We start from the raw sequence: 20517 nt of genomic DNA on the forward strand, positions 1-20517 counted from the left end.
GTAACCATTGGGCGCTTGAGTGGTTTCATTTGCTATTATTTTTAGCATTTCAGTCTGTAAACAGGATCTTCTGGAGCTCGATGAAAAGACCCCGTCGCTCGGTTGCCATATCGTTGTTTGTTGCGCTTGCAGTGGCGAGTGCCTTTGTCGTAGCGATAGCTGGCTGTTCCGGGTCGAACGACGGAGCCTCGACGTCTGCATCAAAAGGTCCGGACGCCTCGCAGGTCAAAGACGACGACCTTAAGACACTCAACGTCGGCAGCGACCTCTATCCACCGTTTGTGTATACCGACGAGTACGGCGATATCGTTGGCCTGGATGTCGAGATATTAACCGAGGCTTTGGCCCGCATTGGTTACAAGCCAAAATACCAGCTGATCGATTGGGAAAAGAAGAAAGAGCTGCTGGCGAGCGGCGAACTCGATTGTGTCATGGGCAGCTTTAGCATGACTGGTCGCGAAAACGAGTATCGTTGGGCTGGTCCGTACCTTGCGAGTCGCCAGGTGGTCGCGGTCGATCCCCAGAGCGATATCTACACGCTTGCCGATCTTGAGGATAAGATCGTGGCGGTTCAGTCCACCACCAAGCCCGAGGGCATTTTGCTCAATCGCACAAATGAAAACGTTCCGCAGATCAAGGAACTCTACTGCTTTTCGGACCGTTCGTGCCTGAACCCGGCGCTCGTCGAGGGCCTGGTCGACGCCATCGCCGCGCATGAGTCCTTGCTGCTCACCTACGAAAAAGACTATGGCGTAACGTATCGCATTTTGGATGAGCCGTTGCTAGAGGTCGGTTTGGGCACCGCTTTCGATATCAACGAAACGCGCGGCATCGACGTTAAGCTCACTCATGCCTACCAAGAAATGCTTGCCGATGGCACCATGGAACGCCTGGTGTCAAAGTACTTCGATGACCCTTCGCCATTTTTGAATGTGGAGGGCCTGTCATGATCGATGCGCTCGACCACGCCGCTCAGGAGCGGGGCAATCGTTCGGCAGGGGCATGGCTCCTTGTCGCTCTGCTGGGGATAGCGCTCTCGGTTGCTGCCGGCATGATGAGCTACGGTTACATGACGGCCCAAACCGAGCAGCGCTTTGCCGACGTTGTCGATTACGTGGCGACGCAGAGCCTTTCCTACGATGCATTCAACAGCGCCTATACGACCAAAAACCTGATTCGCGTTATGGAGATCGCCGGAGAGGCTGCCCGCGATATGGAGCGCGACGGTTCGGTGGATAACGCCACGCTGGAGCAATATGCCGACCAGTTCAACGTGAGCGCACTGATCGTGACGGACGCATCGGGCAATTTGGTGTCCGAGTCCTCGACCGATGACGTGGGCTACGAGTCGCTCGCTACGTATCTCAAAGGATCACCCGTGCTGGAGGTGGCAGCTCATCCGCTTAAGTCCTATACCGCCCGCATCACGCTTGCGGATGATTCGGTCGCAGACATTGGCTGCGTGACTCGGCAGGATGGCGAGGGCATCGTTATCGCGGTAAGGCATCAGAGCGCGAAGGCGGTTGCAAGCAATACACTCAAACTGCAGAGCTTGCTTGATGGCTATGAAACCATCGATAGCGGCAATATCGTGATCGAAAGCGACGGCAAGGTCGTTGCGACCAATGCCGTTGAACCCACCGTATTGGGCGTGTTCGATCTGCCTGCGACGGATGTCTTTATTGTCGACGGTATTAAGGATCGATGCCTGGCTGGTAAGGTCAGATTGGTTAACGCCGACGGCGAGTGGTATTTGGGCACATTTGGAAAAGCGCACAAATTCTATGTGTACACCTATGCCTCGGCGCAGCGCTACTTTGAGGTCGCCGCGGCTGTTGCCGCCGGCGTGCTGGTGCTCTACGGCGGTGTTATAGCCGTTGTTGTGACGGTGCGTCGCCGCGCTGATCGTCGACGTTTGACGGACTTGCTGCAGCAGGAGCGCGACTATGGCGACAAGCTGGCAAAGGCGGCGCGTGAGGCCTCGTCTGCCAACTCGGCAAAGACGGAGTTTCTGCGTCGCATGAGCCACGATCTGCGCACGCCCATCAACGGCATTCGCGGCATGGTCGAGGTTGGCGATGCCAATGCGGACGATCTGCAAAAGCAGACTGAGTGCCGCTCAAAAATCTGGACGGCATCGGGACTGCTGCTCGACCTTGCCAACGAGGCGCTCGATATGAGTCGCCTGGAGAGCGGGCAGGTCGACCTGAACCTCGTGCCCATAAATTTGGTGGCCCTCAACTGTGAAGTGCGCGATATTCTGGAGCGCCAGGCCGAGGAGCGTCTGGTGACAATTATCTCCGACCAGCAGACGCTTAATCATCCCTATGCGCGGGTGAGCGTGACGCACCTCAAGCGTTTGTTGCTCAATATTGCCGGCAATGCCGTCAAGTACAACCGCCAGGGCGGCTATGTCCGCCTGGTGTGCCGCGAGGTGGAGCCAGCGGATGGCGTCCCCGTCTATGAATACACGATCGCCGACAACGGTATTGGCATGAGCGAGGAGTTCCAAAAGCACCTCTACGAGCCGTTTTGCCGCGAGGAGCAGCAGGTGGAAGGCGCTTCGTCGGGAACTGGCCTGGGCGCGCCTATCGCAAAACAGCTGGTCGAGCTTATGGGCGGAACCATGAGCTTTACGAGTGTCTTGGGGCAGGGGACGACGTTTACCATTCGCCTGCCGTTCGAGAAGTGCGACCGCTCCGAGATTCCTCAGGCAGTTCCCGCGGATGCGGGAGACGGCGATGCGCTCCAGGGCTTGCGCGTTTTGCTCGTAGAGGATAACGATCTGAATGCCGAGATCGCGCAGTTTACGCTCAGCCGTGCCGGTGCCATCGTGACGCATGCTAAGGATGGTGAGTCTGCCGTCGAGATGTTTACCGCGAGCGCACCGCACGAGTACGACGTGGTGTTGATGGACATCATGATGCCTGGCATCGATGGCCTTGAGGCCACGCGTCAGATTCGAGCACTCGATCGCGAGGATGCCGCGACCACGCCGATTATCGCCGTGAGCGCCAACGCCTTTGCCGACGACCGTAGGCTTTCGCGTGAGGCGGGCATGAACGCGCACCTAAGTAAACCCGTGAGCTCGCAAGAGCTCGTCGAGGCGCTAGCGCACATCGCCGCCGACGCTTCATAAGCATATGGCCCGGTTCCAAGGTGGGTTGAAACTGGGCCATATTGTTATTGATGAGGCCTGCTGAGGGGCTTACTTTTCTTGAATCTGCTTGCCGCAAAGATGCTCAATCGAAATCTCGTAGAGCTGGACGCCCTTGATGTCCTTGGCGATTTCCTCTTCGACTTCTTCGGCAGAAGGGTAGTACTTAAGGGCGAGCTGGCGGACTTTGTCCTCGATAAACGCGGGGGTGTCATTCGCCAGGCGACAACGGCCAAAGACGACGGTGCTCATAACGTAGGGAGCCCAGTCACCGTCCTGGTACCACTCGTTGCCGTATACGGTAAAGCAGACCTTGTCATCGCGCTTGAGTGCGTCGACCTTGTGGCCGGCTTTGGCGCCATGGAAATAGATCTTGTCGTGCTCGGCGTCAAAGAAGTAGTTGACGGGAATGGCGTACGGGTAGCCATCGTCGCCGTTGACGGCAAAGACGCCGCGCTTGCAGGTAGCGAGCAGTTCGCGCGCTTCCTCGTCAGTGATGGCGCGTTTCTTTCGACGTAAGGGCCTAAACATCGTTGGCTTCCTTTCTGGTCGTGCGTGGTGGTTGAGCACAAACTATAGCGAAACGGATCCGTTTTTCTTGATGCGGGCGAGTATGTTTTTGAGCTTGTTAAAGTCGAGCGGTTTGGACAGATGGGCGTTCATGCCGGCGTCGTGTGCCGCCTTGGCGTCCTCGGCAAAGGCATTGGCAGTGAGCGCGATGATGGGGATATCGGCTGCATCGACCTTCTCGCTCAGGCGAATCGCGCGGGTTGCCTCGTAACCGTCCATGTCCGGCATCATAATGTCCATCAGGATCGCATCGAAGCTGCCGGCGGGATGAGACAGGTACAGATCGACGACTTCGTTGCCGTTGACGGCGCGGGTGACCACGACGCCCTCGGATTCTAGCAGCGTCTGGGCAATCTCGGCATTCAATTCGTTGTCTTCGGCGAGCAGCACGTTCATGTCGGCGAGCGAGCAGTCGAGCGCCCTCTCGACCGTATTCGCCCGCGCCCGGGGGTTCTTGTCGATATCGAGCGGAATTTCCACGTAGAACGTGGTGCCCACATGGAGTTCGCTGCTGACTTCGATGGTGCCGCCCATCAGTTCAATAAGCGACTTGACGATTGGCATGCCCATGCCGGTTCCTTGGAACTTGCTGCGCGCATCGTCACCTTCTTGGGCAAACGGCTCATAGATATGCTTTAAAAACTCGGGAGCCATGCCAATGCCGGTATCCGAAACGCTAAAGCAAAAGAGCGCGCGCCCGTTATCGAGTGGCTTGGTCTTTGAACTAAAGGTGACGGAGCCGCCGTGCTTGTTGTACTTAATGCTGTTGTCTAACAGGTTGATCATGATCTGTCGGATATGGGTGGGACTGCCGATCATGTATGGCCCCGTGGCGTACGGCAGACTATTGTCCTGCATTGTGATGCCGTTACTGGACGCGCGGAGCTTGCACAGCACCAGCGTATCGTCACAAAGCTCTTTGAGGTTAAAAGGCGCATGTTCCAGTGTTAGCTTGCGGTCTTCGATTTTTCCCATCTCGAGGATGTCGTTGATCAGCGAGAGCAGGTGATTGGCGGCAACGCGCGCCTTGGCACGGCTCTCGCGGGCGACTTGCATATCGCCTTCCTTCAATTCTTCAATTTCGATAAGGCCCAGGATACCGTTGAGCGGCGTACGGATGTCGTGGCTCATGCGCGTGAGGAATGCCGTCTTAGCGGCGTTGGCAGCATCGGCTTTTTTGCGCTCGGTTCGAGCGCGCACGAGCGCCCAGATGAGCAGGACGATGCCGACCGACAACATACCGATGAGGGTAGCTGCAATGGCGGTGCGGTTGCGATAAAGGAATTGAAGCGTGTTGGATTCCTGGGCCGTGTACGACGTGGAGGAGTAATTACTTGCGGAGAGCGATTCTCCGGCATTGATGATGCCCTTGTTGATGATTCCCAGCAGTTCGGGCTTGCCGCGCGACATCAAGCACGCGAGGTCACAGGTGTCAGGGAGCTCGACCGTCTCGCAGTCCTCGAGATCATAACGGTCACCGATGGTTTTTACGCGTGAACTGGGAGCGACGATGCAGCGCGCCGTTCCCTTCCTGAGGGCGTCGAACGCTTCATCGTCGGATTGGTATTCGGTTACGGTCGCTGTGGGGAATAGACTTTCAAGTGCATTTTTGTTGACAAACGATGATTTGGTACAGGCGATGTTCTGAAGGTCTTTTTTCAGGTTACTGCCGGTGTGGATGGCGGTGAGGGACATGGTCCCCAACGATACCGACTGCATAACGCCTGATTGCTCGGCAAACCAGTAATCTCGGTATGCCGGCAGCGCAACGTCTATGCTTCCCTCTGACAGGGCCTTTGACATCATCTTGTAGCTATCAAAGGCGACGGTTTTGACCGTAATGCCAAATTTATCGTGTAGCGTCGTCGCAAGCGATGCGAGCGAGCCTTCCATTTTGCCGTCTTCGTCTTCGTTGCAGTAGGGGAGTTTGCCCGTAATGTAGCCGAGCGTGATGGTGTTGTTGTTTGCTTTGAGCCAGGAACATTCGGGGCTGTTGAGCGATGATGAACCGCTGTTTTGGGCCGAGTAGTGAGATTTGACTTCGTCGTTATAGCGTGGGTTGACGCGGGCGATTGCTGTCATGGCGGCATTGATGTCGTCCATCAGGTCGGGGCGGCTTTTGGGGACGGCAAAATAGTAGTCGCTCGACCCAATGTAGAACATGGGGGAGGCACTGGGCGACGAGGTCGTGTCGTTCATGATGACGGCATCGACCTCGCCGTTTGCCAGCGCATCAAAGAGAACGGAGTTTCCGTCATACTCCTTGTATGTGCAGGCGATTCCTTCGTTGGCGAGCCATTGCTGGCCAACGAAGGTTTGCATAACGCCGGGGTTGCAGCCGATGGTAAGGCCTTGGAGCGCTCGGGGGTCACCCTTGGCCAGATCGTCGCGCTCGGGCCTGGCATAGATGTAGTAGCGTTCGGTGCCCTCGGGGTTCGATGAGAAGAGCAGTTTTTGGGCGCGTTCTTCGGAGTAGGAGATGTTTGGCATGAGGTCAATCTCGCCGGCTTCGAGCTTCTCCATAAGCTCGGTGAAGGTGCCGGAGACGTATTCGTACTGCCAGCCGGGTGTGTAGTACGAGAGGGTCTGGAGGTACTCGTAGCCCCATCCCGAGAGACGCTCGCCGGGGGCGCCGTCCTGGAAGCCCTCGTTGTTGACGAGCCAACCAACGCGGACCGTTTTGACCTGCTGATCGGTATTGGCGGCATAGGCGGGGGCGGGCATGATGGTGCTCAGTATGGCGAGTGCGGCAAGCGCGACGGCCAGGGTGCGATATATAACTGAACGAAGGACAGCGGAAGCTCTCACATGCAATCCTAACGAATCGAGACATTACCGCATAAGGATACCAGCTCAGCCTGCCCAGTCGGCAGCTGCACCGCTAAACGGTCCCGCCCGGCAGTTGGGGACAGTCCCTTTCTGCCGGCACAGACGATATGAGCAGGACATAAAAACATTGAGAGCCCCTGCTGCATGAAAGACCGCGGATTAGGCCGACAATGGTGAGTGTCTAATCCAACCGTGGCGGCCACGCCGCATTCATGGAAGGGGCTCCCATGCTCGATACTAACACCTTCGTCGGCCTCGACGTCCACGCCCGCTCGATAAAGGCCGTCTCCCTCGACGTCATGACCGGGGAGGTGCGCGCCGCGACCTTCGGCTACGACGCCGGCGCCGTCGCGGAGTGGGTCCGCTCCGTGGACCCCGGGGCCAGGTGCGTGTACGAGTCCGGGGTCACGGGCTTCGACCTGCAGAAGAGGCTCTCCGGCCTGGGTGTCGACTGCGTGGTCGGCGCCGTCTCGAAGATGATCAAGCCCAGCGCGGACAGGCGCAGGAAGAACGACCGCAACGACGCCGAGTTCCTCGCCCGCATGCTGTCGGTCGGCAACGTGGTCGAGGTGTGGGTCCCCGACGACGAGTGCGAGGCCGCCCGCGACCTGACCAGGGCGCTCGAGGACGCGAGGGACGACCTCTCGCGCTCGAAGCAGCGGCTCTCCAAGTTCCTGCTAAGGCACGGGCTCGCCTTCGACGAGAGGACGCCCACCGGCCGCAGGAAGGGCAACTGGACCCGGGCGCACTGGTCCTGGATCGAGTCGATAAGGTTCGCGGAGGGGGCCGACAACGACGTGCTCGCCTACTACGTCGACGCGGTCAGGCGGGCGGCGGAGGAGAAGGCGAGGCTCGAGGGGCTCGTCGAGGCCGAGGCCCGCAAGCCCAGGTGGAGGAGGAGGGTCGACTCCCTCCGCTGCCTCAAGGGCGTAGACACCGCGTCCGCCGCCGACCTCGTGTTCGAGGCCGGCGAGTTCTCGAGGTTCGGGAACGCCCGGTCGTTCGCCGCATGGGTCGGCCTGACGCCCTCCGAGCACTCCAGCGGGGAGAGCGACCGCAGGGGCGCGATCACCAAGGCAGGCAACAAGCACCTGAGGAAGGCGCTGGTCGAGGCCGCGTGGCACTACCTGACGTGCTCGGGGCGGCCGAAGGACCTCGCCAAGGGCCAGGCCCCGGACCGGGTCGCCCGCAGGCATGCCGCCAAGGGCGTGCGGAGGCTGGTCGAGAGGCGGGAGGCGCTGCTCGCGCGCGGGGTCCACGGCAACAAGGCGAACGTGGCCACGGCGCGCGAGCTCGCCTGCTGGGTATGGGCGGTCGGCCTCATGGCCGAGGAGGCGTAGGGGGGGCGGTCCCCCGCACATAAGCCGATCACCCCGGAAGCGGTTCGATCCGAAGCCGTTGAGGCGAACCTCGGGTCCCTTTTCTGCGAGCGCCCAGGGCGCCACACGCGTGCACAGACTGTCGGTTCGACGTAGAAGCCTCAGCCGTAGCAACGGATTGCCCAGCGAGAGATCGCCGCGGGCGGATATTAAACTGCAAAGACGAGCGTCGGTAAGACACGCCGAGGTCGCCGCGGACGGGCTGATATAGGGAGAGGGCCTGACCCCATATCGTTGGGGCCAGGCCCGATTTTGCCTCTTGACAATGTCCTGCTCATATTAAAAGGAACGTCCCTAACTGCCGGTTGTGGGACAATACCGAGCGAACGTGATTGGTTGTCCGTGGAAAGGGTCGCGATGAACAGGTTGAGGACGCTTGCCGATGTGCTGCGACAGGCTGGCTTTGCACGCATCACGGGCCTGTTTCTTATCTTTTACCTGCTGTGCTCGACGGCTGTCTGGCTGTCCGAGCCTACGACCCTCGCCTTTGGTGATGGTCTCTGGTTTAGCTTTGAGACGGTCTCGACGATCGGCTTTGGCGATATCCCGGCAGAAACGCCGGTTGCCCGCGGCATTACCGTCATCCTAAGCGTCATCAGTATCTTCTATATCGCCATGCTTACGGGCGTGGCGGTGAACTACTGCAATACGCTTATCAAGCTGCGCCAAAAGGACACCATGGCGCGCTTTATGGACGATCTTGAGCATTTGGAAGAGCTCGATCGTGACGAGCTCGCCGATCTGTCGCGCCGCGTGCGCGAATATCGTCGCCGCCAACGCTAGAACGGGCGCCGCGCGTCACGATGAGGGGGACTGAAATGAATATCACCGTGTATCTGGGTGCCAGCGTCGGTAATGACCCGGCGTTTTTACCTGCGGTACAGGAGCTGGGCAACTGGATTGGCACCAACGGCCACGCGCTGGTATACGGCGGGTCCAAATCGGGCCTGATGGGCGCGCTCGCCGATAGCGTGCTCGATGCTGGCGGACATGTGACGGGCGTGGAGCCGAGCTTTTTTATCGCGGCCGAGTTTCAGCATGACGGTATCGACGACCTTATCGTGACGAGCGATATGGCCGAGCGCAAGGCCAAGATGATTGAGCTCGGCGATGCGTTCATCGCCTTTCCCGGTGGGACGGGCACGCTCGAGGAGATTGCCGAGGTCATGTCCGCCGTGTCGTTGGGGTATCTCGATGCGCCGTGCATTTTGTACAACCTGAACGGTTACTACAACGACCTCAAGGCGCTGCTCGGGCACATGATTGATAAGGGGCTTTCGAGCCTGAAGCGCCAGCACGGCATCTACTTTGCCGACGATTTGCGCGAGATTGCCTCGATTATCAACGGATAAGCCTTGAGCCTGCCCCACTATGGCTCCCAATGGTGCCGTTTGCGGCGCAGACGGTTGGCTTGTCTGGGCCACACTCGCTCTACAATAAAACGTATCTATGTCGACTTTGACCGCGGGAGGACCCGATGGATAACCTTGCCAAACCCACAAACCGCGCGCTGTTTTTAGTTAGCGTTGCCGTGACCGGTGCGTTCGCAGGTGCCGCAGTCTGGCTGTTCTTCTTTGCGATGGAGCACGGCATCGACTATCTATGGACCGAGATTCCACACGCGCTGGGCGTCGCTTCGCCCGAGCTTGCCAGCGGCCCGTTTGGCTTTCTGCCATACCCGTTTTTCGTCTGCCTGCTGGGCGGCCTGCTGATCGGTCTGTACGAAAAGACGACGGGCACCAAGACCGATGACCTCAACCAGGTGATGGCCAAGGTAAAGCAAGACGGTCGCTACCCGTACGACAATCTGGGCAAGCTGTCGATTGCGGCGCTGCTGCCGTTGCTGTTTGGCGGAAGTATTGGACCGGAAGCCGGTCTGACCGGCGTCATCGCGGGCCTGTGCAGCTGGGTCGGCGACCGCATGCGCCGCTTTGGTGCCGAGTTTAGGGAGCTTACGCTGCTGGGCACCCAGGCTGCTCTGACGGCGCTCTTTACCGCGCCCGTGTTTGGCTTTGTGGCGCCGCTTGCCGGAAGTACTGACGGCCAGGGCGAAGACGCCGACGATGAGTCCGCGTCCGACGAGATCACGATCAAGCTGCCCAAGGCGCAAAAGACGGTGGTCTACGGCATTGCGATTGCCGGTGGTCTGGGCACCTACCTGCTGCTCGGCCAGCTCATGGGCGGCGGCATGGGCATGCCGAGGTTCGAGGCTGCCGTGGTGGGCAACCTGGAACTTGTCTGGCTCATCCCTCTGTCGCTGATCGGAACAATCTGCGGATGGCTGTACTTTGTCTCTGAACATGCGAGCGAGGCACTGTCTCATGCAATAGGGGAGCGTCCTGTCGTCAAGGCCATGCTAGCCGGTCTGGCGCTCGCCATCTGCGGCACGGTCCTGCCCTACACCATGTTTGCCGGCGAGACCCAGGCCGACGTGCTCATGGAAACCTACCTGACCATTCCCGCTGGCGTGCTTATCGCGACCGGTCTTGTTAAGGCCATGCTGACGCCCGCCCTCATCAACCTTGGTTGGCGCGGCGGCCACTTCTTCCCGGTTATCTTCTCGGGTGTGAGCCTGGGCTACGGCCTTGCCATCCTCACCGGCGCCGATCCGGTCTTTTGCGTCGCTGTCTGCACGGCATCGACGATGGGTGCGGTCATGCGCCAGCCGGTCATGGTCGTGGGCCTGCTGCTCATGTGCTTCCCACTCAAGGGTATCGTCTGCATGATCATCGCGGCTGTCATCGCCGCCGGTATCCCGCTACCCAAGCCGCTGTGCAAGTAGTACGGTGGCGCACGCCAGGGACATGCCGTTTGCCACGGATTTGCGGGGAGAGGCGGCGATCGCGCCCTTCGTGGATTGAGACTCGCGTGGCTACAGATCGCGTGCTCGATAGACCTTGGTGCTGACGGTGCAGCTGATTGCACATAGCGCGAGGGCCAGCACGGCAATTCCTGCGCACAGACAGCCCAGAACGGCAGGATCGGGATTCGCTCCGGCAATCGACATGAGCCAGTTGCTAATGGGGTTGGAAGAGCTCAGCATTGCCATGGTACCGCAGCCCATCAGGGCAAACAGGCCGACGGAAAGGCGCAGCGCCTCCATGTGTCCAAATCGAAAGAACAGCGGCTGTGCTAAAAACACCATCATGAGGGAGATGAGCATCGATGCGGCGGAGGCTATTGTGATCTCAAAGACGGTCTGTCCCGTCGAGGGAATGCCCGTGTGATCGAAGAACGGAAGGGCGATGATGTTCAAAAGCACGGCGGCGCATGCCATGACGGCCGAGAAAGCAATAATGCACAGGTAGCGTGCGCAGATGATGTCTTTGCGCGAGAACGGCAGCGTTGCCCGATAGCGCTCCCAACCGTTTTGGTTATCGTAGCCAGCCAGTGAGTTCATGATTATGATGGGTGACATGGCGCTGACCGCGCAGGCGCCGGCGCTCATACCGGAATCGCCGTCCGATGCGTTGGCAAGGGTTAGCACGACGAAGATGAATAGGCCGACGCCCGCAATGCTCGGGATGAGCGTGCGAGCGATGGCGAGCTCGGACATAAAGGCGCGTTTCATTTTGAAGCCCCTTTCAGCGTGAGGCGAAGATAGTCGTCAATGGTTACCCGATCGCAGGGAATCTCGGGAAAGGCCTCGAGCGTTTCGCGACGGTTGGGCACGAGCACGTCCACGCTGTAGGCGTGGCGGGCGGCATGGGCACCTTCGACGCAAGCCATAAGCTCGGCGGCCTGCGCTTGGGTGCAGTGGGCGATGCCGGCTCGGTCGGTAATGTCCTCGCGCGGCAGGTCAAACACAATCGAGCCGTTATCGATGCAGATGACGCGGTCGGCGGCGCGATCGAGGTCGGACGTAATGTGGCTCGAGAGCAGCACGCTGTGCTGGCCGTCGGCGACAAAAGCAAGCAGCTCATCGAGCAGTTCCTCGCGCGCCATGGGATCGAGGCCCGCGGTGGCTTCGTCCAAAAGGAGTAGCTTGGCATTATGGCTGAGTGCACAGGCAAGCTGCAGTTTCATGCCCATGCCGCGGGAGAGGTCCTTGACCTTTGTCTTGGGATCGAGGCCAAATCGGTCGATGAATCCGGCGAACGTTTTGCGGTCCCACGTGGGGTACGCCTGGCCTACGAGTGCCTCGATCTGGCCCACCTTGAGCGTTGAAGGGAAGGGGCATGTGTCCAGGACGAGACCGACGCGGGAGCGCAGGCAGCGCTGTGTCTCATCGGGCGCGTCGGCGCCACAGCGCTGCCCAAACAGGCGCACCTCGCCGGCATCGAGCTTGATAAGCCCGAGCGCGGCGCGAATGGTCGTTGTCTTGCCGGCACCGTTAGCGCCCACAAAGCCAACAATCTGGCCGGGCTCCACGGCGAACGCGACATCACGCAGCGAAAAACGGTCGCTCACGCGGCGTGAGACACCTTTGAGTTCTAACAAGTTTTGCATGGTATAGCCTTTCTTGCAGATGGCTACTGCATGGTTTCGGGGGCTACCAAGTCGAGCATCTCGTGCAGTTTGTCGCGCGTGACGCCCAGGGTTTCGGCTTGGCTCGCCGCTTTCGCAAGCAGCTCTTCGATATGGCAGAGCTGGTTTTCGCGCAAAAGCTCCTGGTTGCCCTCGGCGACAAAACAGCCCTTGCCCTGCACGGTGTAGATAAACCCGAGTTGCTCCAGGTCGGCGTAGGCGCGCTTGGTGGTGATGACGCTCACGCCAAGATCGCTCGCGAGTGCACGGATGCTGGGGAGTTTGGCTCCCGCAGCGAGCGTGCCCGATAAGATCTGAGCTTTGACTTGCGAGGTTATCTGCTCGTAGATGGGCTTGTCGCTCGAATTGGATAGGATGATGTCCACAGCGGCTCCTTAGCTGTTGGGCTACACGTGTATATAACCGGTAAGCACAGTATATATACACTATGCACAGTTATGCAAGAGGTAAATACGGATTGGGCCGGCTACCCAGGCCCCAACTGATGAATTTGTCCTGATAGGCGCTCTAGAGCGGGATTTCGCGGCTACAATAGGGCGGTTACATCGACGTAATGCACTCAATGCAAGAAAGGATCCGCATGGCAAGCCTGTCGGATGAAATCTCGTCGCGCCGCACATTCGCGATCATCAGCCACCCGGACGCCGGTAAGACCACGCTTACCGAGAAACTGCTGCTCTATACCGGCAGCATTCAGACCGCCGGCTCGGTCAAGGGCAAGAGCTCGGCCAAGCATGCCGTCTCGGACTGGATGGACATCGAGAAGGAGCGCGGTATCTCCGTTACCTCCTCGGTGCTGCAGTTCACCTATAACGGCGCCTGCGTCAATATCCTCGATACCCCCGGTCACCAGGACTTCTCGGAGGATACCTACCGTACCCTTATGGCTGCCGACGCCGCTGTCATGGTTATCGACGGCGCCAAGGGCGTCGAGGCCCAGACCAAGAAGCTCTTTAAGGTCTGTACGCTGCGCCACATTCCCATCTTCACCTTTGTGAACAAGCTCGACCACGAGGCTCGCGATCCGTTTGAGCTCATGGAAGAGATCGAGAACGTTCTGGGCATCAACACCTATCCCATGAACTGGCCGATCGGCAGCGGCCGCAACTTCCGCGGCGTGTTCGACCGTCAGACCCGTCGCGTTATCGCCTTTGAGGGCGACGGCCACGCCAACGCCACCAAGAAGGTCGCCGAGGTCGAGGCCGAACTGGGCGATTCTTCCATGGACGAGCTCATCGGCGAAGAAAACCATAAGAACCTGATGGACGATATCGAGCTGCTCGATGGTGCCGGCGACGAGCTCGATTTGGATGCCGTGGCCTGTGGCAAGCTGAGCCCGGCGTTCTTTGGCTCGGCGCTTACCAACTTTGGCGTGGAGCCTTTCCTGAAGGAGTTCCTGCGTCTGGCCCCGACGCCGCGCGCCTATACCGATACGCTCACCAGCGAACCGGTCGATCCCTGCCGCGACGACTTTAGCGGCTTTGTGTTTAAGATCCAGGCCAACATGGACAAGAACCACCGCGACCGCATCGCCTTTGTGCGCATTTGCTCGGGCAAGTTCGAGCGCGGCATGGATGCCTTCCACGTGCAGGGCAACCGCAAGCTTAAGCTCGCTACGGGTACCTCGATGATGGCCGATGACCGCGCCATCGTGGACGAGGCGTACGCGGGCGATATCGTAGGCCTGTTCGATCCGGGTATCTTTAGCATCGGCGACACCGTGTGCTCCGGCAAGCGCCACGTGCAGTATCCGCAGATCCCGACGTTTGCTCCCGAGATGTTCGCTCGCATTACGCAGGTCGACACGCTCAAGCGCAAGCAGTTCGTTAAGGGTATGGAGGAGCTTGCCCAGGAGGGCGCCATCCAGATCTTCCGCGAACTGGGTGCCGGCATGGAGAGCGTCATCGTGGGCGTGGTCGGCGTGCTGCAGTTTGAGGTACTCGAGCGCCGTCTCAAGGCCGAGTACCGTGTTGAGGTTCGTCGCCAGCCGCTGCCCTATACGGACATCCGCTGGATCCAGAACGACCCCGACACTATCGATATCCCGGGCCTTTCGCTCACGCGCGACACGCTGCGTGTCGAGGATATGCGCGGCGGTAAGCTGCTGCTGTTCACGAGCCCGTGGAACGTGGATTGGGCAACCGACCACAACCCCGACCTGATCCTGTCGGAGTTTGGCAACGTAGCCTTTTAACGCATCGGCGCGGTGGTCCTGCGGGGCTGCCGCGCCATTTACTTGCCTGATGCCGTGTGAGCGGCTATCATACCCACCGTCGTCTCAAGACCGAGACGTCCGAGCAGTTCGGGTCCGATATCCTGCTCGTTAAACCTAAAACCAAAGGAGTACATAATGATCAAGAAGGTCATGGAGGACTACAAGGTCCTGTTGCGGAGCATTCCCGCGGCAACGGTTTCGCTGTTTTTCGTGAGTGTCATCATGATGAACCTGCTGGCCAACAAAGAGCTCATCAGCCTGCCGTATCTGGCACTCGATTGCGGCTTTGTGGTGAGCTGGGTCTCGTTTTTGTGCCAGGACATGATCTGCAAGCGCTTTGGCGCCAAGGCATCCATCAAAATCTCCATCCTCGCGCTACTGGTCAATCTGGCCGTGAGCCTGTGCTTTTGGGCATGTTCGCTCACGCCCGGCATGTGGGGCGCCTACTACGACACGGGCATGATCGAGGTCAACACCGCCCTTAACGCCACCATCGGCGGCACCTGGTACGTGGTGCTGGGCTCTTCGCTGGCAATGCTCGTTTCTGCCGTGGTTAACTCCACGCTCAACCAGTCGCTCGGCCGTATGCTCAAGAAGAATAACTTTGCGAGCTTTGCCTTCCGTTCCTATGTGTCCACGGGTGTTGGCCAGTTTATCGACAACTTGGTCTTTGCCATTGTGGTGAGCCACACGTTCTTTGGTTGGACCTGGGTGCAGGTCCTCATGTGCTCGCTGACCGGTGCTGTTGCCGAGCTGCTGTGCGAGGTCTTCCTGAGCCCCGTGGGCTACAAGGTCGTGCGCGGCTGGGAGCGCGAGAATGTGGGCTCCGAGTACCTCGAGCGCCACGCAACCGCCTAAGGAGCAAGTATGCGGGTTTTGATCACGGGCGCTTCGGGCGGTATCGGAGCCGCGTGCGTGCAGCGCTTTTTGGATGAGGGCCACGAGGTCGTGGGCTTTGATCTGCTGTCGCCGGCTATCGAACACGAGCGCTACCGCCATCTGATCGTTGATGTCCGCGAGCCGGACTCGTTTCCAAGCGACCTTGAGCCTCAGGTAATCGTGAACGTTGCCGGTACGCAGGATTCGGCCGACGACGTCGCCGCCAACCTGTGCGGCACCATTAACGTGACCGAGCGCTACGCCTTTGTGGGGGAGGGGCTCGCCGCCAAGCCTGCGCCGGCTATCAAATCCGTGGTCAATGTGGGGTCGGCGAGCGGGCATACTGGATCGGAGTTTCCCGCCTATGCCGCCAGCAAGGGCGGCGTTATCGCCTACACTAAGAACCTCGCAAACCGCCTGGCACCGCAGGCCATCGCCAACAGTGTGGACCCGGGCGGCGTTATCACGCCGCTCAACCGTTGCGTGATGGAAGACGAGCACCTGTGGAACCAGATTATGGAGCTCACGCCGCTTAAACGCTGGGCCACCGCCCAAGAGATCGCCGAGTGGATCTACTTTGTGGGCGTGACCAACCGGTTTATGACCGGACAGAGTCTGTTGATCGATGGCGGCGAGGCCGGTCGCACACAATTTATATGGCCCGAATAGAAAACGCGCTCGATGGCAAGATTGCCGTCGGGCGCGTTTTTGATGTATCGATTTTTAGCCGAGGCAAGTCCAGTTGACGGGGGTCGAGCCGTGCTGTTCGAGTAGCCGATTGGCTGCCGAGAAGGGGCGCGACCCCATAAAGGCGGGGAGTTCTGCCGTGGCACGGTTGGCCGAAAGCGGCGAGGGATGCGTAGAGGCCAGGCAGAACTTGTCGGTTGCCTTGCCCGCGCCGGTCGCGGCGAGCTTGCCTTCGACCATCTGCTGGGCAAAGCGGCCCCATGCCAAAAAGACTACCGGTTGGGGCAGCTGGCAGCAGCGTTCGATAACGTAGTCGGTGAGCGTGCTCCAGCCCAGTTTGGCGTGCGAGTTGGCGGCATGCTCGCGCACGGTGAGCGTGGTGTTGAGGAGCAGGACGCCCTGCTGTGCCCATGGGGTTAGGTCTCCCGTGGCGGGAATGGGGCAACCCAGATCGGCTTTAAGTTCCTTATAGATGTTGCGCAGGCTCGGCGGCAACTTGGTTTGCGTCGTGGGGACCGAGAACGACAGCCCCATGGCCTGGTTGGGCCCGTGATAAGGGTCCTGACCCAAGATGACAACTTTGACCTGGTCGGCCGGCGTGTAGGCGAGGGCGTTGAGGATGTCGTCTTGTGCCGGGTAGATGGTCTGCTCGGTGCGCAAAAGGGCGATGCGCTCGAGCAGTTGGTTCGTAGTGTCACGTACCGGCTGCGGCGCATCGCCCAACCAAGTTGCTATGTTGCGGTCGCGGGTTGCGGTGTCCATGGGGCTCCTTTATGACAGATGCTCTGTTGGCATCTATTGTAAAGGCGCACCGGTTGCCTTTATGCCGCGGCTGCATAAGGAGTGGGGATTACGAGACGCGCTCGGGCGCTCCTGCCATGTGAGCCTGTCCATGTGCGCGGAGGCGCGGAAGCTCGACGGTTGCCACCATGACGCCGGCGAGGATGAGGGCGGCGCCAAAGAATGCGATGGGGCTCAGGACCTCGCCGACCAGGAAGAACGAGAAGACAGCGGAGCATACCGGCTCGAGCGAAAAGGCAAAGCCGGTGGTCTCGGCGGGCACGTGGGGCTGCACGAGCGTCTGGGTGATAAAGCCGTAGGCAGAGCAGATGAGTGCGAGCGCGACGACAACGACGATTTCGCTGGGCGTGCCGGGAAGCGTGAAACCGCCAAGGGTGAATGCGGCGATACCCGAGAATAAGCCGCCGAAGCCCAGCTGCCAAACGCCCAGAGCCAGCGGGTCGACTTCTTCGACAAAGCGCTTGGCCACAATGATGTGTCCGGCGTAGACAAAGGCGGAGAGCAGCATGATGAGCGCGCCCGGGTTCAGGCTGGTGAAGTCGGCGCCCGAGAGCAGCAGCATGCCGCAGGTGACGATGGCGGTGCCGATGAGTACCTTGCGCTCGGGAGCGCGGCGCAGCAGGGCGGCGTTGGCAAACGGCACGATCACGACCGTCAGGCTCTGCAAAAACCCGGCAGTGGAGGCAGAGGTGAGGCTGGAGCCCAGGCACATGCAGGTGAGCTCAGTTGCCATAATGGCACCGATGATGGCGGCGCGAACCATAAGGTCGCGGTTGATGCGGAACGCGCGTTTGTGGAAGAGCAGCAGGCAGGCCACAAAGGCGATGATGCAGCGTAGCGCGACGATGCTCGTGGCGTTCATGCTGTCCATGCCGATCTTCATGAGGGGATACGAAAAGCCCCATGCGACGGGAACGGAAAATGAGAGCGCGATTGCTTTTTTGCGATCCATGGGACTCCTTTTGTTACGGAACGGTTTCGTAACAAGGATTCTGCTCCCAGATGTGGATGTAGTAAAGCGAATGTATCTTCAGTATGATTAAGAAATACTAATGTTGGCAGAAAAAGCCCTGGCAAAACGTTTTATAGCTACATCGATGTGGAGGCACGATGGCATCGCGGTATCAGATTGTTTGTATGGTAGTCGATCGCGGCAGCCTTAAGGGCGCGGCCGATGAGCTGGGCTATACACAAAGTGCGGTGAGCCAGGCCGTCAAGGCACTCGAGCGCGAGCTGGGCACTACGATTATCGAGCGCGGCAAGCAGGGCGTGTCGCTTACGCGCGACGGCAAGCAGTACCTGCCGTATCTGCGACAGATCGTAACTGCCGAGGCCGAGCTTGAGGGCAAACGTCAGGAGTTGCTGGGGCTCTCCTCGACGGATATTCGTATCGCGACGTTTACCAACGTGAGCCGCACCGTATTGCCGCGCGTGATTCGCGACTTTGGTGCGCTGCACCCGGGCGTACGCTTTACCCTCAAGCAGGGCGATTACACGCGCAACGCTTAATGGGTGCACGATGGCGTGGTTGACTTTTGCTTTACGGCGCGCGGATTTACCGCTGGGCTCGAGAAGCGTGTGGTCTATCACGACGAGTTGGTAGCATTGTTGCCGGCCGCGCATCCGCTGACGGCAAAGGAAAAGGTGACACTCGCCGACCTAGCGTCCGAGCCGTTTGTGCTGCTGGATGAGGGCGAACAGAGCCTGGTGCTCGATGCATTCGCGGCGTATGGCCTGTCGCCGCACGTGACGAGTGAGGTGACCGACGACTACACCATCATGGCGATGGTGGAGGAGGGCCTGGGCGTGAGCATGCTCTACCGTCGTACTGTAGAGGGCATGCAAGCCGATATTCGTGTGCGGCCCATCGTGCATGCTCCCTCACGCGATGTGGTGGCTGCCTGGCGCAGCTGGGACACCATGCCCATCGCCACGAGGCGCTTTATCGACTATATGAGCTCGCATATTGTCAATTAATGACTGGCGTGGCGTTGAGTGCTGTGTTTAGCGGGCTGTCGCTTTGGCTTGGGTGACACGATAGGTGCGTGCCGGGTGGCAGAGTAGCACCGCCACGACCATAAAGAACGCCGTGGTGCCCAGGCTGATGGGGTAGACCATCATGATGTTCGCAAAGGTGCGAAAGTGCGGGAACACGCAGAACACCCAATAGAAGCGGATGCCGCAGACGCAGATCATGGTGATGAGGGCGGGCGTGAGCGAGATGCCAAAGCCGCGCAGGTAGCCTGACATGTTTTCGTAGAACATGCTAAAGGCGTACGCCGGGAAGATCGAACACACGCGGATATAGCCGATCGAGACGATGTTGGGATCGCTGTTAAAGAGCGACAAGATCTCGCGTCCTAGGCCGACAATAACGATGATCGTGGTGAGTGCAACGATACCGCCTTCGACCAGGCAGACCTTGAGCGTCTTGGTGCAGCGGTCGATCTGGCGGGCGCCGTGATTTTGTCCTACAAAGGTGGTGCAAGCCTGGCTAAAGCTGTTGAGCAGGTTGTAGCACACGTACTCCAGGCTCATGGCGGCGCTCGATGCCGCCATGACTTCGGTGCCCAGGCTGTTGATGGCAGACTGGATGATGATGTTGGCGACGGCAAAGACGGCGCTTTGGATGCCGGCGGGCAGGCCGATCTTGACGATGCGCTTGAGGGCGACGGGGTCGATAGCCAGGTCGCGTAGGGTGACGCGGACGACGGAGTCGGTCTTGAGCAGGCGGATAAAGAGCGTAGCGGCGCTGACGGTGTAGGCGATGGCGGTGGCGATGGCGACGCCCGCGACGCCCCAGTGGAGTACGGGGACAAAGATGAGGTCCAGGCCAATGTTGAGGACGGTGGACACGGCAAGCGCCTGCAGCGGCATGCGGGTGATGCCGACGGAGCGGAAGATCGCGGCCTCAAAGTTGTAGAGCAAGATTGAGGGCAGGCTGAGCAAAAAAACGCGCAGGTAGAGCGAAGCGAGTGGCATGGTTTCGGAGGGAACGTTGAGGGCGGCGAGCATGGGCTCGGCAAAGATCTCGCCCAGCGCGATGACGACAAAGCCCACGAGCGCCATTAAAATCGAGGTATGGACGGCGCGTTTGACCATGTTTTGGTCGTTGCGGCCGATAGCGTTGGCGATGACCACGTTGGAGCCAAGCGACATGCCAATAAACAGGTTGAGCATAAGACTGGTAAGCGGAACATTGGAGCCGACCGCCGCCATGGCGAGGGTTCCCTGGTCGCCCGAGAAGTTACCGATAATGACCGTGGCGATGAGGTTCGACAGCTGCTCCAAGATGCTCGTGGCGGCCACGGGGAAGGCGAACAGGGGAATATTGCGCCACAGCGAGCCGGTGGTCATGTCAATGTGCTTAGATACGGTGTCAGCCATGCGCTCTCAATCTCTAACATGCTATTTCGTGCTTATTTGCGCAGACGATGATACTCCTAATTGGCTAGTCGTTGGGGACGTTCTTAAACGACTGGTCATTCAAGAACGTCTCCAATGACTAGGTG

Annotated in this window: 19 protein-coding genes; 11 read left to right on the top strand and 8 right to left on the bottom strand. The window is 59.5% G+C overall.

Annotated features, from left to right (window positions below; translation table 11 throughout):
• Window positions 1–80: 80 nt before the first annotated feature.
• Together AAAX31_RS00630 and AAAX31_RS00635 are read left to right on the top strand one after the other, a co-directional pair.
• A complete protein-coding gene (locus AAAX31_RS00630) occupies window positions 81–950 on the top strand; it encodes a transporter substrate-binding domain-containing protein (protein WP_349075824.1) in 870 nt (289 codons plus the stop codon).
• The gene (locus tag AAAX31_RS00635; protein ID WP_217107630.1) at window positions 947–3139 is read left to right on the top strand and encodes a response regulator; all 2193 of its coding nucleotides are present in this window, start codon (window positions 947–949) and stop codon (window positions 3137–3139) included. The genes AAAX31_RS00630 and AAAX31_RS00635 overlap by 4 nt, the downstream gene beginning before the upstream one ends.
• 69 nt (window positions 3140–3208) lie before the next feature.
• Here AAAX31_RS00635 and AAAX31_RS00640 read toward each other — a convergent pair whose 3' ends face one another.
• Both AAAX31_RS00640 and AAAX31_RS00645 read right to left on the bottom strand, forming a co-directional pair.
• The gene (locus AAAX31_RS00640) at window positions 3209–3688 is read right to left on the bottom strand and encodes a pyridoxamine 5'-phosphate oxidase family protein (RefSeq protein ID WP_055286693.1); all 480 of its coding nucleotides are present in this window, start codon (window positions 3686–3688) and stop codon (window positions 3209–3211) included.
• A gap of 42 nt (window positions 3689–3730) precedes the next feature.
• Window positions 3731–6535: a transporter substrate-binding domain-containing protein gene (locus tag AAAX31_RS00645; RefSeq protein ID WP_349075827.1), complete on the bottom strand. Its 2805-nt coding sequence runs from the start codon at window positions 6533–6535 to the stop codon at window positions 3731–3733.
• Window positions 6536–6783: 248 nt separating this feature from the next.
• Between AAAX31_RS00645 and AAAX31_RS00650 the strand changes: the two genes are divergently transcribed.
• The 4 genes from AAAX31_RS00650 (at window position 6784) to AAAX31_RS00665 (ending at window position 10717) form a co-directional block, all read left to right on the top strand.
• Window positions 6784–7896 carry an IS110 family transposase gene (locus AAAX31_RS00650; protein ID WP_349075830.1) on the top strand — a complete coding sequence of 371 codons (1113 nt, stop codon included), beginning with the start codon at window positions 6784–6786 and terminating at the stop codon, window positions 7894–7896.
• 396 nt (window positions 7897–8292) lie between these two features.
• Window positions 8293–8718 carry a potassium channel family protein gene (locus tag AAAX31_RS00655; RefSeq protein ID WP_349075832.1) on the top strand — a complete coding sequence of 142 codons (426 nt, stop codon included), beginning with the start codon at window positions 8293–8295 and terminating at the stop codon, window positions 8716–8718.
• Between the two features lie 35 nt (window positions 8719–8753).
• On the top strand, window positions 8754–9287 hold the full coding sequence (locus tag AAAX31_RS00660) for a TIGR00730 family Rossman fold protein (RefSeq protein ID WP_349075833.1): 534 nt from the start codon (window positions 8754–8756) through the stop codon (window positions 9285–9287).
• A 125-nt stretch (window positions 9288–9412) separates the two neighbouring features.
• Window positions 9413–10717 carry a chloride channel protein gene (locus tag AAAX31_RS00665; RefSeq protein ID WP_349075836.1) on the top strand — a complete coding sequence of 435 codons (1305 nt, stop codon included), beginning with the start codon at window positions 9413–9415 and terminating at the stop codon, window positions 10715–10717.
• Window positions 10718–10807: 90 nt separating this feature from the next.
• On the opposite strand, the gene AAAX31_RS00670 is transcribed toward AAAX31_RS00665, so the two are convergent.
• The 3 genes from AAAX31_RS00670 to AAAX31_RS00680 are packed head-to-tail and all read right to left on the bottom strand — an operon-like array spanning window position 10808 to window position 12788.
• Window positions 10808–11506 (bottom strand): ABC-2 transporter permease, encoded by a 699-nt coding sequence (locus AAAX31_RS00670; RefSeq protein WP_349075837.1) that lies wholly within the window; start codon window positions 11504–11506, stop codon window positions 10808–10810.
• Window positions 11503–12384, bottom strand: a complete 882-nt coding sequence (locus tag AAAX31_RS00675) for an ABC transporter ATP-binding protein (protein ID WP_349075838.1) — start codon at window positions 12382–12384, stop codon at window positions 11503–11505. Before AAAX31_RS00675 ends, AAAX31_RS00670 begins: the two co-directional genes overlap by 4 nt.
• Before the next feature lie 23 nt (window positions 12385–12407).
• Complete coding sequence (locus AAAX31_RS00680; RefSeq protein ID WP_349075839.1) at window positions 12408–12788, bottom strand: GntR family transcriptional regulator; 381 nt, start codon at window positions 12786–12788, stop codon at window positions 12408–12410.
• A gap of 215 nt (window positions 12789–13003) precedes the next feature.
• Here AAAX31_RS00680 and AAAX31_RS00685 point away from each other — a divergent pair, with 215 nt between their 5' ends.
• From AAAX31_RS00685 to AAAX31_RS00695, 3 genes are all read left to right on the top strand, one after another.
• Complete coding sequence (locus AAAX31_RS00685) at window positions 13004–14617, top strand: peptide chain release factor 3 (RefSeq protein ID WP_349075841.1); 1614 nt, start codon at window positions 13004–13006, stop codon at window positions 14615–14617.
• A gap of 156 nt (window positions 14618–14773) precedes the next feature.
• Window positions 14774–15496 (top strand): VUT family protein, encoded by a 723-nt coding sequence (locus AAAX31_RS00690; protein ID WP_022093974.1) that lies wholly within the window; start codon window positions 14774–14776, stop codon window positions 15494–15496.
• 9 nt (window positions 15497–15505) lie between these two features.
• Entirely contained in the window at window positions 15506–16186 is a 681-nt protein-coding gene (locus tag AAAX31_RS00695) for an SDR family oxidoreductase (protein ID WP_349075843.1), read from the top strand.
• Between the two features lie 54 nt (window positions 16187–16240).
• On the opposite strand, the gene AAAX31_RS00700 is transcribed toward AAAX31_RS00695, so the two are convergent.
• Together AAAX31_RS00700 and AAAX31_RS00705 are read right to left on the bottom strand one after the other, a co-directional pair.
• Entirely contained in the window at window positions 16241–16966 is a 726-nt protein-coding gene (locus tag AAAX31_RS00700; RefSeq protein ID WP_349075845.1) for a uracil-DNA glycosylase, read from the bottom strand.
• A gap of 88 nt (window positions 16967–17054) precedes the next feature.
• On the bottom strand, window positions 17055–17957 hold the full coding sequence (locus AAAX31_RS00705) for a DMT family transporter (RefSeq protein ID WP_349075847.1): 903 nt from the start codon (window positions 17955–17957) through the stop codon (window positions 17055–17057).
• A 158-nt stretch (window positions 17958–18115) separates the two neighbouring features.
• Between AAAX31_RS00705 and AAAX31_RS00710 the strand changes: the two genes are divergently transcribed.
• Window positions 18116–18514, top strand: coding sequence for a LysR family transcriptional regulator (locus AAAX31_RS00710; protein ID WP_349075849.1), 399 nt, complete (start codon window positions 18116–18118; stop codon window positions 18512–18514).
• Between the two features lie 15 nt (window positions 18515–18529).
• Window positions 18530–18982: a LysR family transcriptional regulator substrate-binding protein gene (locus tag AAAX31_RS00715; protein ID WP_349075851.1), complete on the top strand. Its 453-nt coding sequence runs from the start codon at window positions 18530–18532 to the stop codon at window positions 18980–18982.
• 27 nt (window positions 18983–19009) lie between these two features.
• Here AAAX31_RS00715 and AAAX31_RS00720 read toward each other — a convergent pair whose 3' ends face one another.
• Complete coding sequence (locus AAAX31_RS00720; RefSeq protein ID WP_349075852.1) at window positions 19010–20392, bottom strand: MATE family efflux transporter; 1383 nt, start codon at window positions 20390–20392, stop codon at window positions 19010–19012.
• Window positions 20393–20517 lie beyond the last annotated feature (125 nt).

It is taken from the genome of Collinsella sp. CLA-ER-H5, from assembly GCF_040092375.1.
Classification (GTDB): Bacteria; Actinomycetota; Coriobacteriia; order Coriobacteriales; family Coriobacteriaceae; genus Collinsella.

Excerpts from the sequence above, each read along its gene's own strand:
- AAAX31_RS00660 (WP_349075833.1), top strand. The coding sequence starts at position 8,754 with ATGAATATCACCGTGTATCTGGGTGCCAGCGTCGGTAATGACCCGGCG.
- AAAX31_RS00655 (WP_349075832.1), top strand. The coding sequence starts at position 8,293 with ATGAACAGGTTGAGGACGCTTGCCGATGTGCTGCGACAGGCTGGCTTT.
- AAAX31_RS00695 (WP_349075843.1), top strand. The coding sequence starts at position 15,506 with ATGCGGGTTTTGATCACGGGCGCTTCGGGCGGTATCGGAGCCGCGTGC.
- AAAX31_RS00635 (WP_217107630.1), top strand. The coding sequence starts at position 947 with ATGATCGATGCGCTCGACCACGCCGCTCAGGAGCGGGGCAATCGTTCG.
- AAAX31_RS00705 (WP_349075847.1), bottom strand. The coding sequence starts at position 17,957 with ATGGATCGCAAAAAAGCAATCGCGCTCTCATTTTCCGTTCCCGTCGCA.
- AAAX31_RS00650 (WP_349075830.1), top strand. The coding sequence starts at position 6,784 with ATGCTCGATACTAACACCTTCGTCGGCCTCGACGTCCACGCCCGCTCG.
- AAAX31_RS00700 (WP_349075845.1), bottom strand. The coding sequence starts at position 16,966 with ATGGACACCGCAACCCGCGACCGCAACATAGCAACTTGGTTGGGCGAT.
- AAAX31_RS00665 (WP_349075836.1), top strand. The coding sequence starts at position 9,413 with ATGGATAACCTTGCCAAACCCACAAACCGCGCGCTGTTTTTAGTTAGC.
- AAAX31_RS00690 (WP_022093974.1), top strand. The coding sequence starts at position 14,774 with ATGATCAAGAAGGTCATGGAGGACTACAAGGTCCTGTTGCGGAGCATT.
- AAAX31_RS00670 (WP_349075837.1), bottom strand. The coding sequence starts at position 11,506 with ATGAAACGCGCCTTTATGTCCGAGCTCGCCATCGCTCGCACGCTCATC.
- AAAX31_RS00640 (WP_055286693.1), bottom strand. The coding sequence starts at position 3,688 with ATGTTTAGGCCCTTACGTCGAAAGAAACGCGCCATCACTGACGAGGAA.
- AAAX31_RS00720 (WP_349075852.1), bottom strand. The coding sequence starts at position 20,392 with ATGGCTGACACCGTATCTAAGCACATTGACATGACCACCGGCTCGCTG.
- AAAX31_RS00685 (WP_349075841.1), top strand. The coding sequence starts at position 13,004 with ATGGCAAGCCTGTCGGATGAAATCTCGTCGCGCCGCACATTCGCGATC.
- AAAX31_RS00710 (WP_349075849.1), top strand. The coding sequence starts at position 18,116 with ATGGCATCGCGGTATCAGATTGTTTGTATGGTAGTCGATCGCGGCAGC.
- AAAX31_RS00675 (WP_349075838.1), bottom strand. The coding sequence starts at position 12,384 with ATGCAAAACTTGTTAGAACTCAAAGGTGTCTCACGCCGCGTGAGCGAC.
- AAAX31_RS00630 (WP_349075824.1), top strand. The coding sequence starts at position 81 with ATGAAAAGACCCCGTCGCTCGGTTGCCATATCGTTGTTTGTTGCGCTT.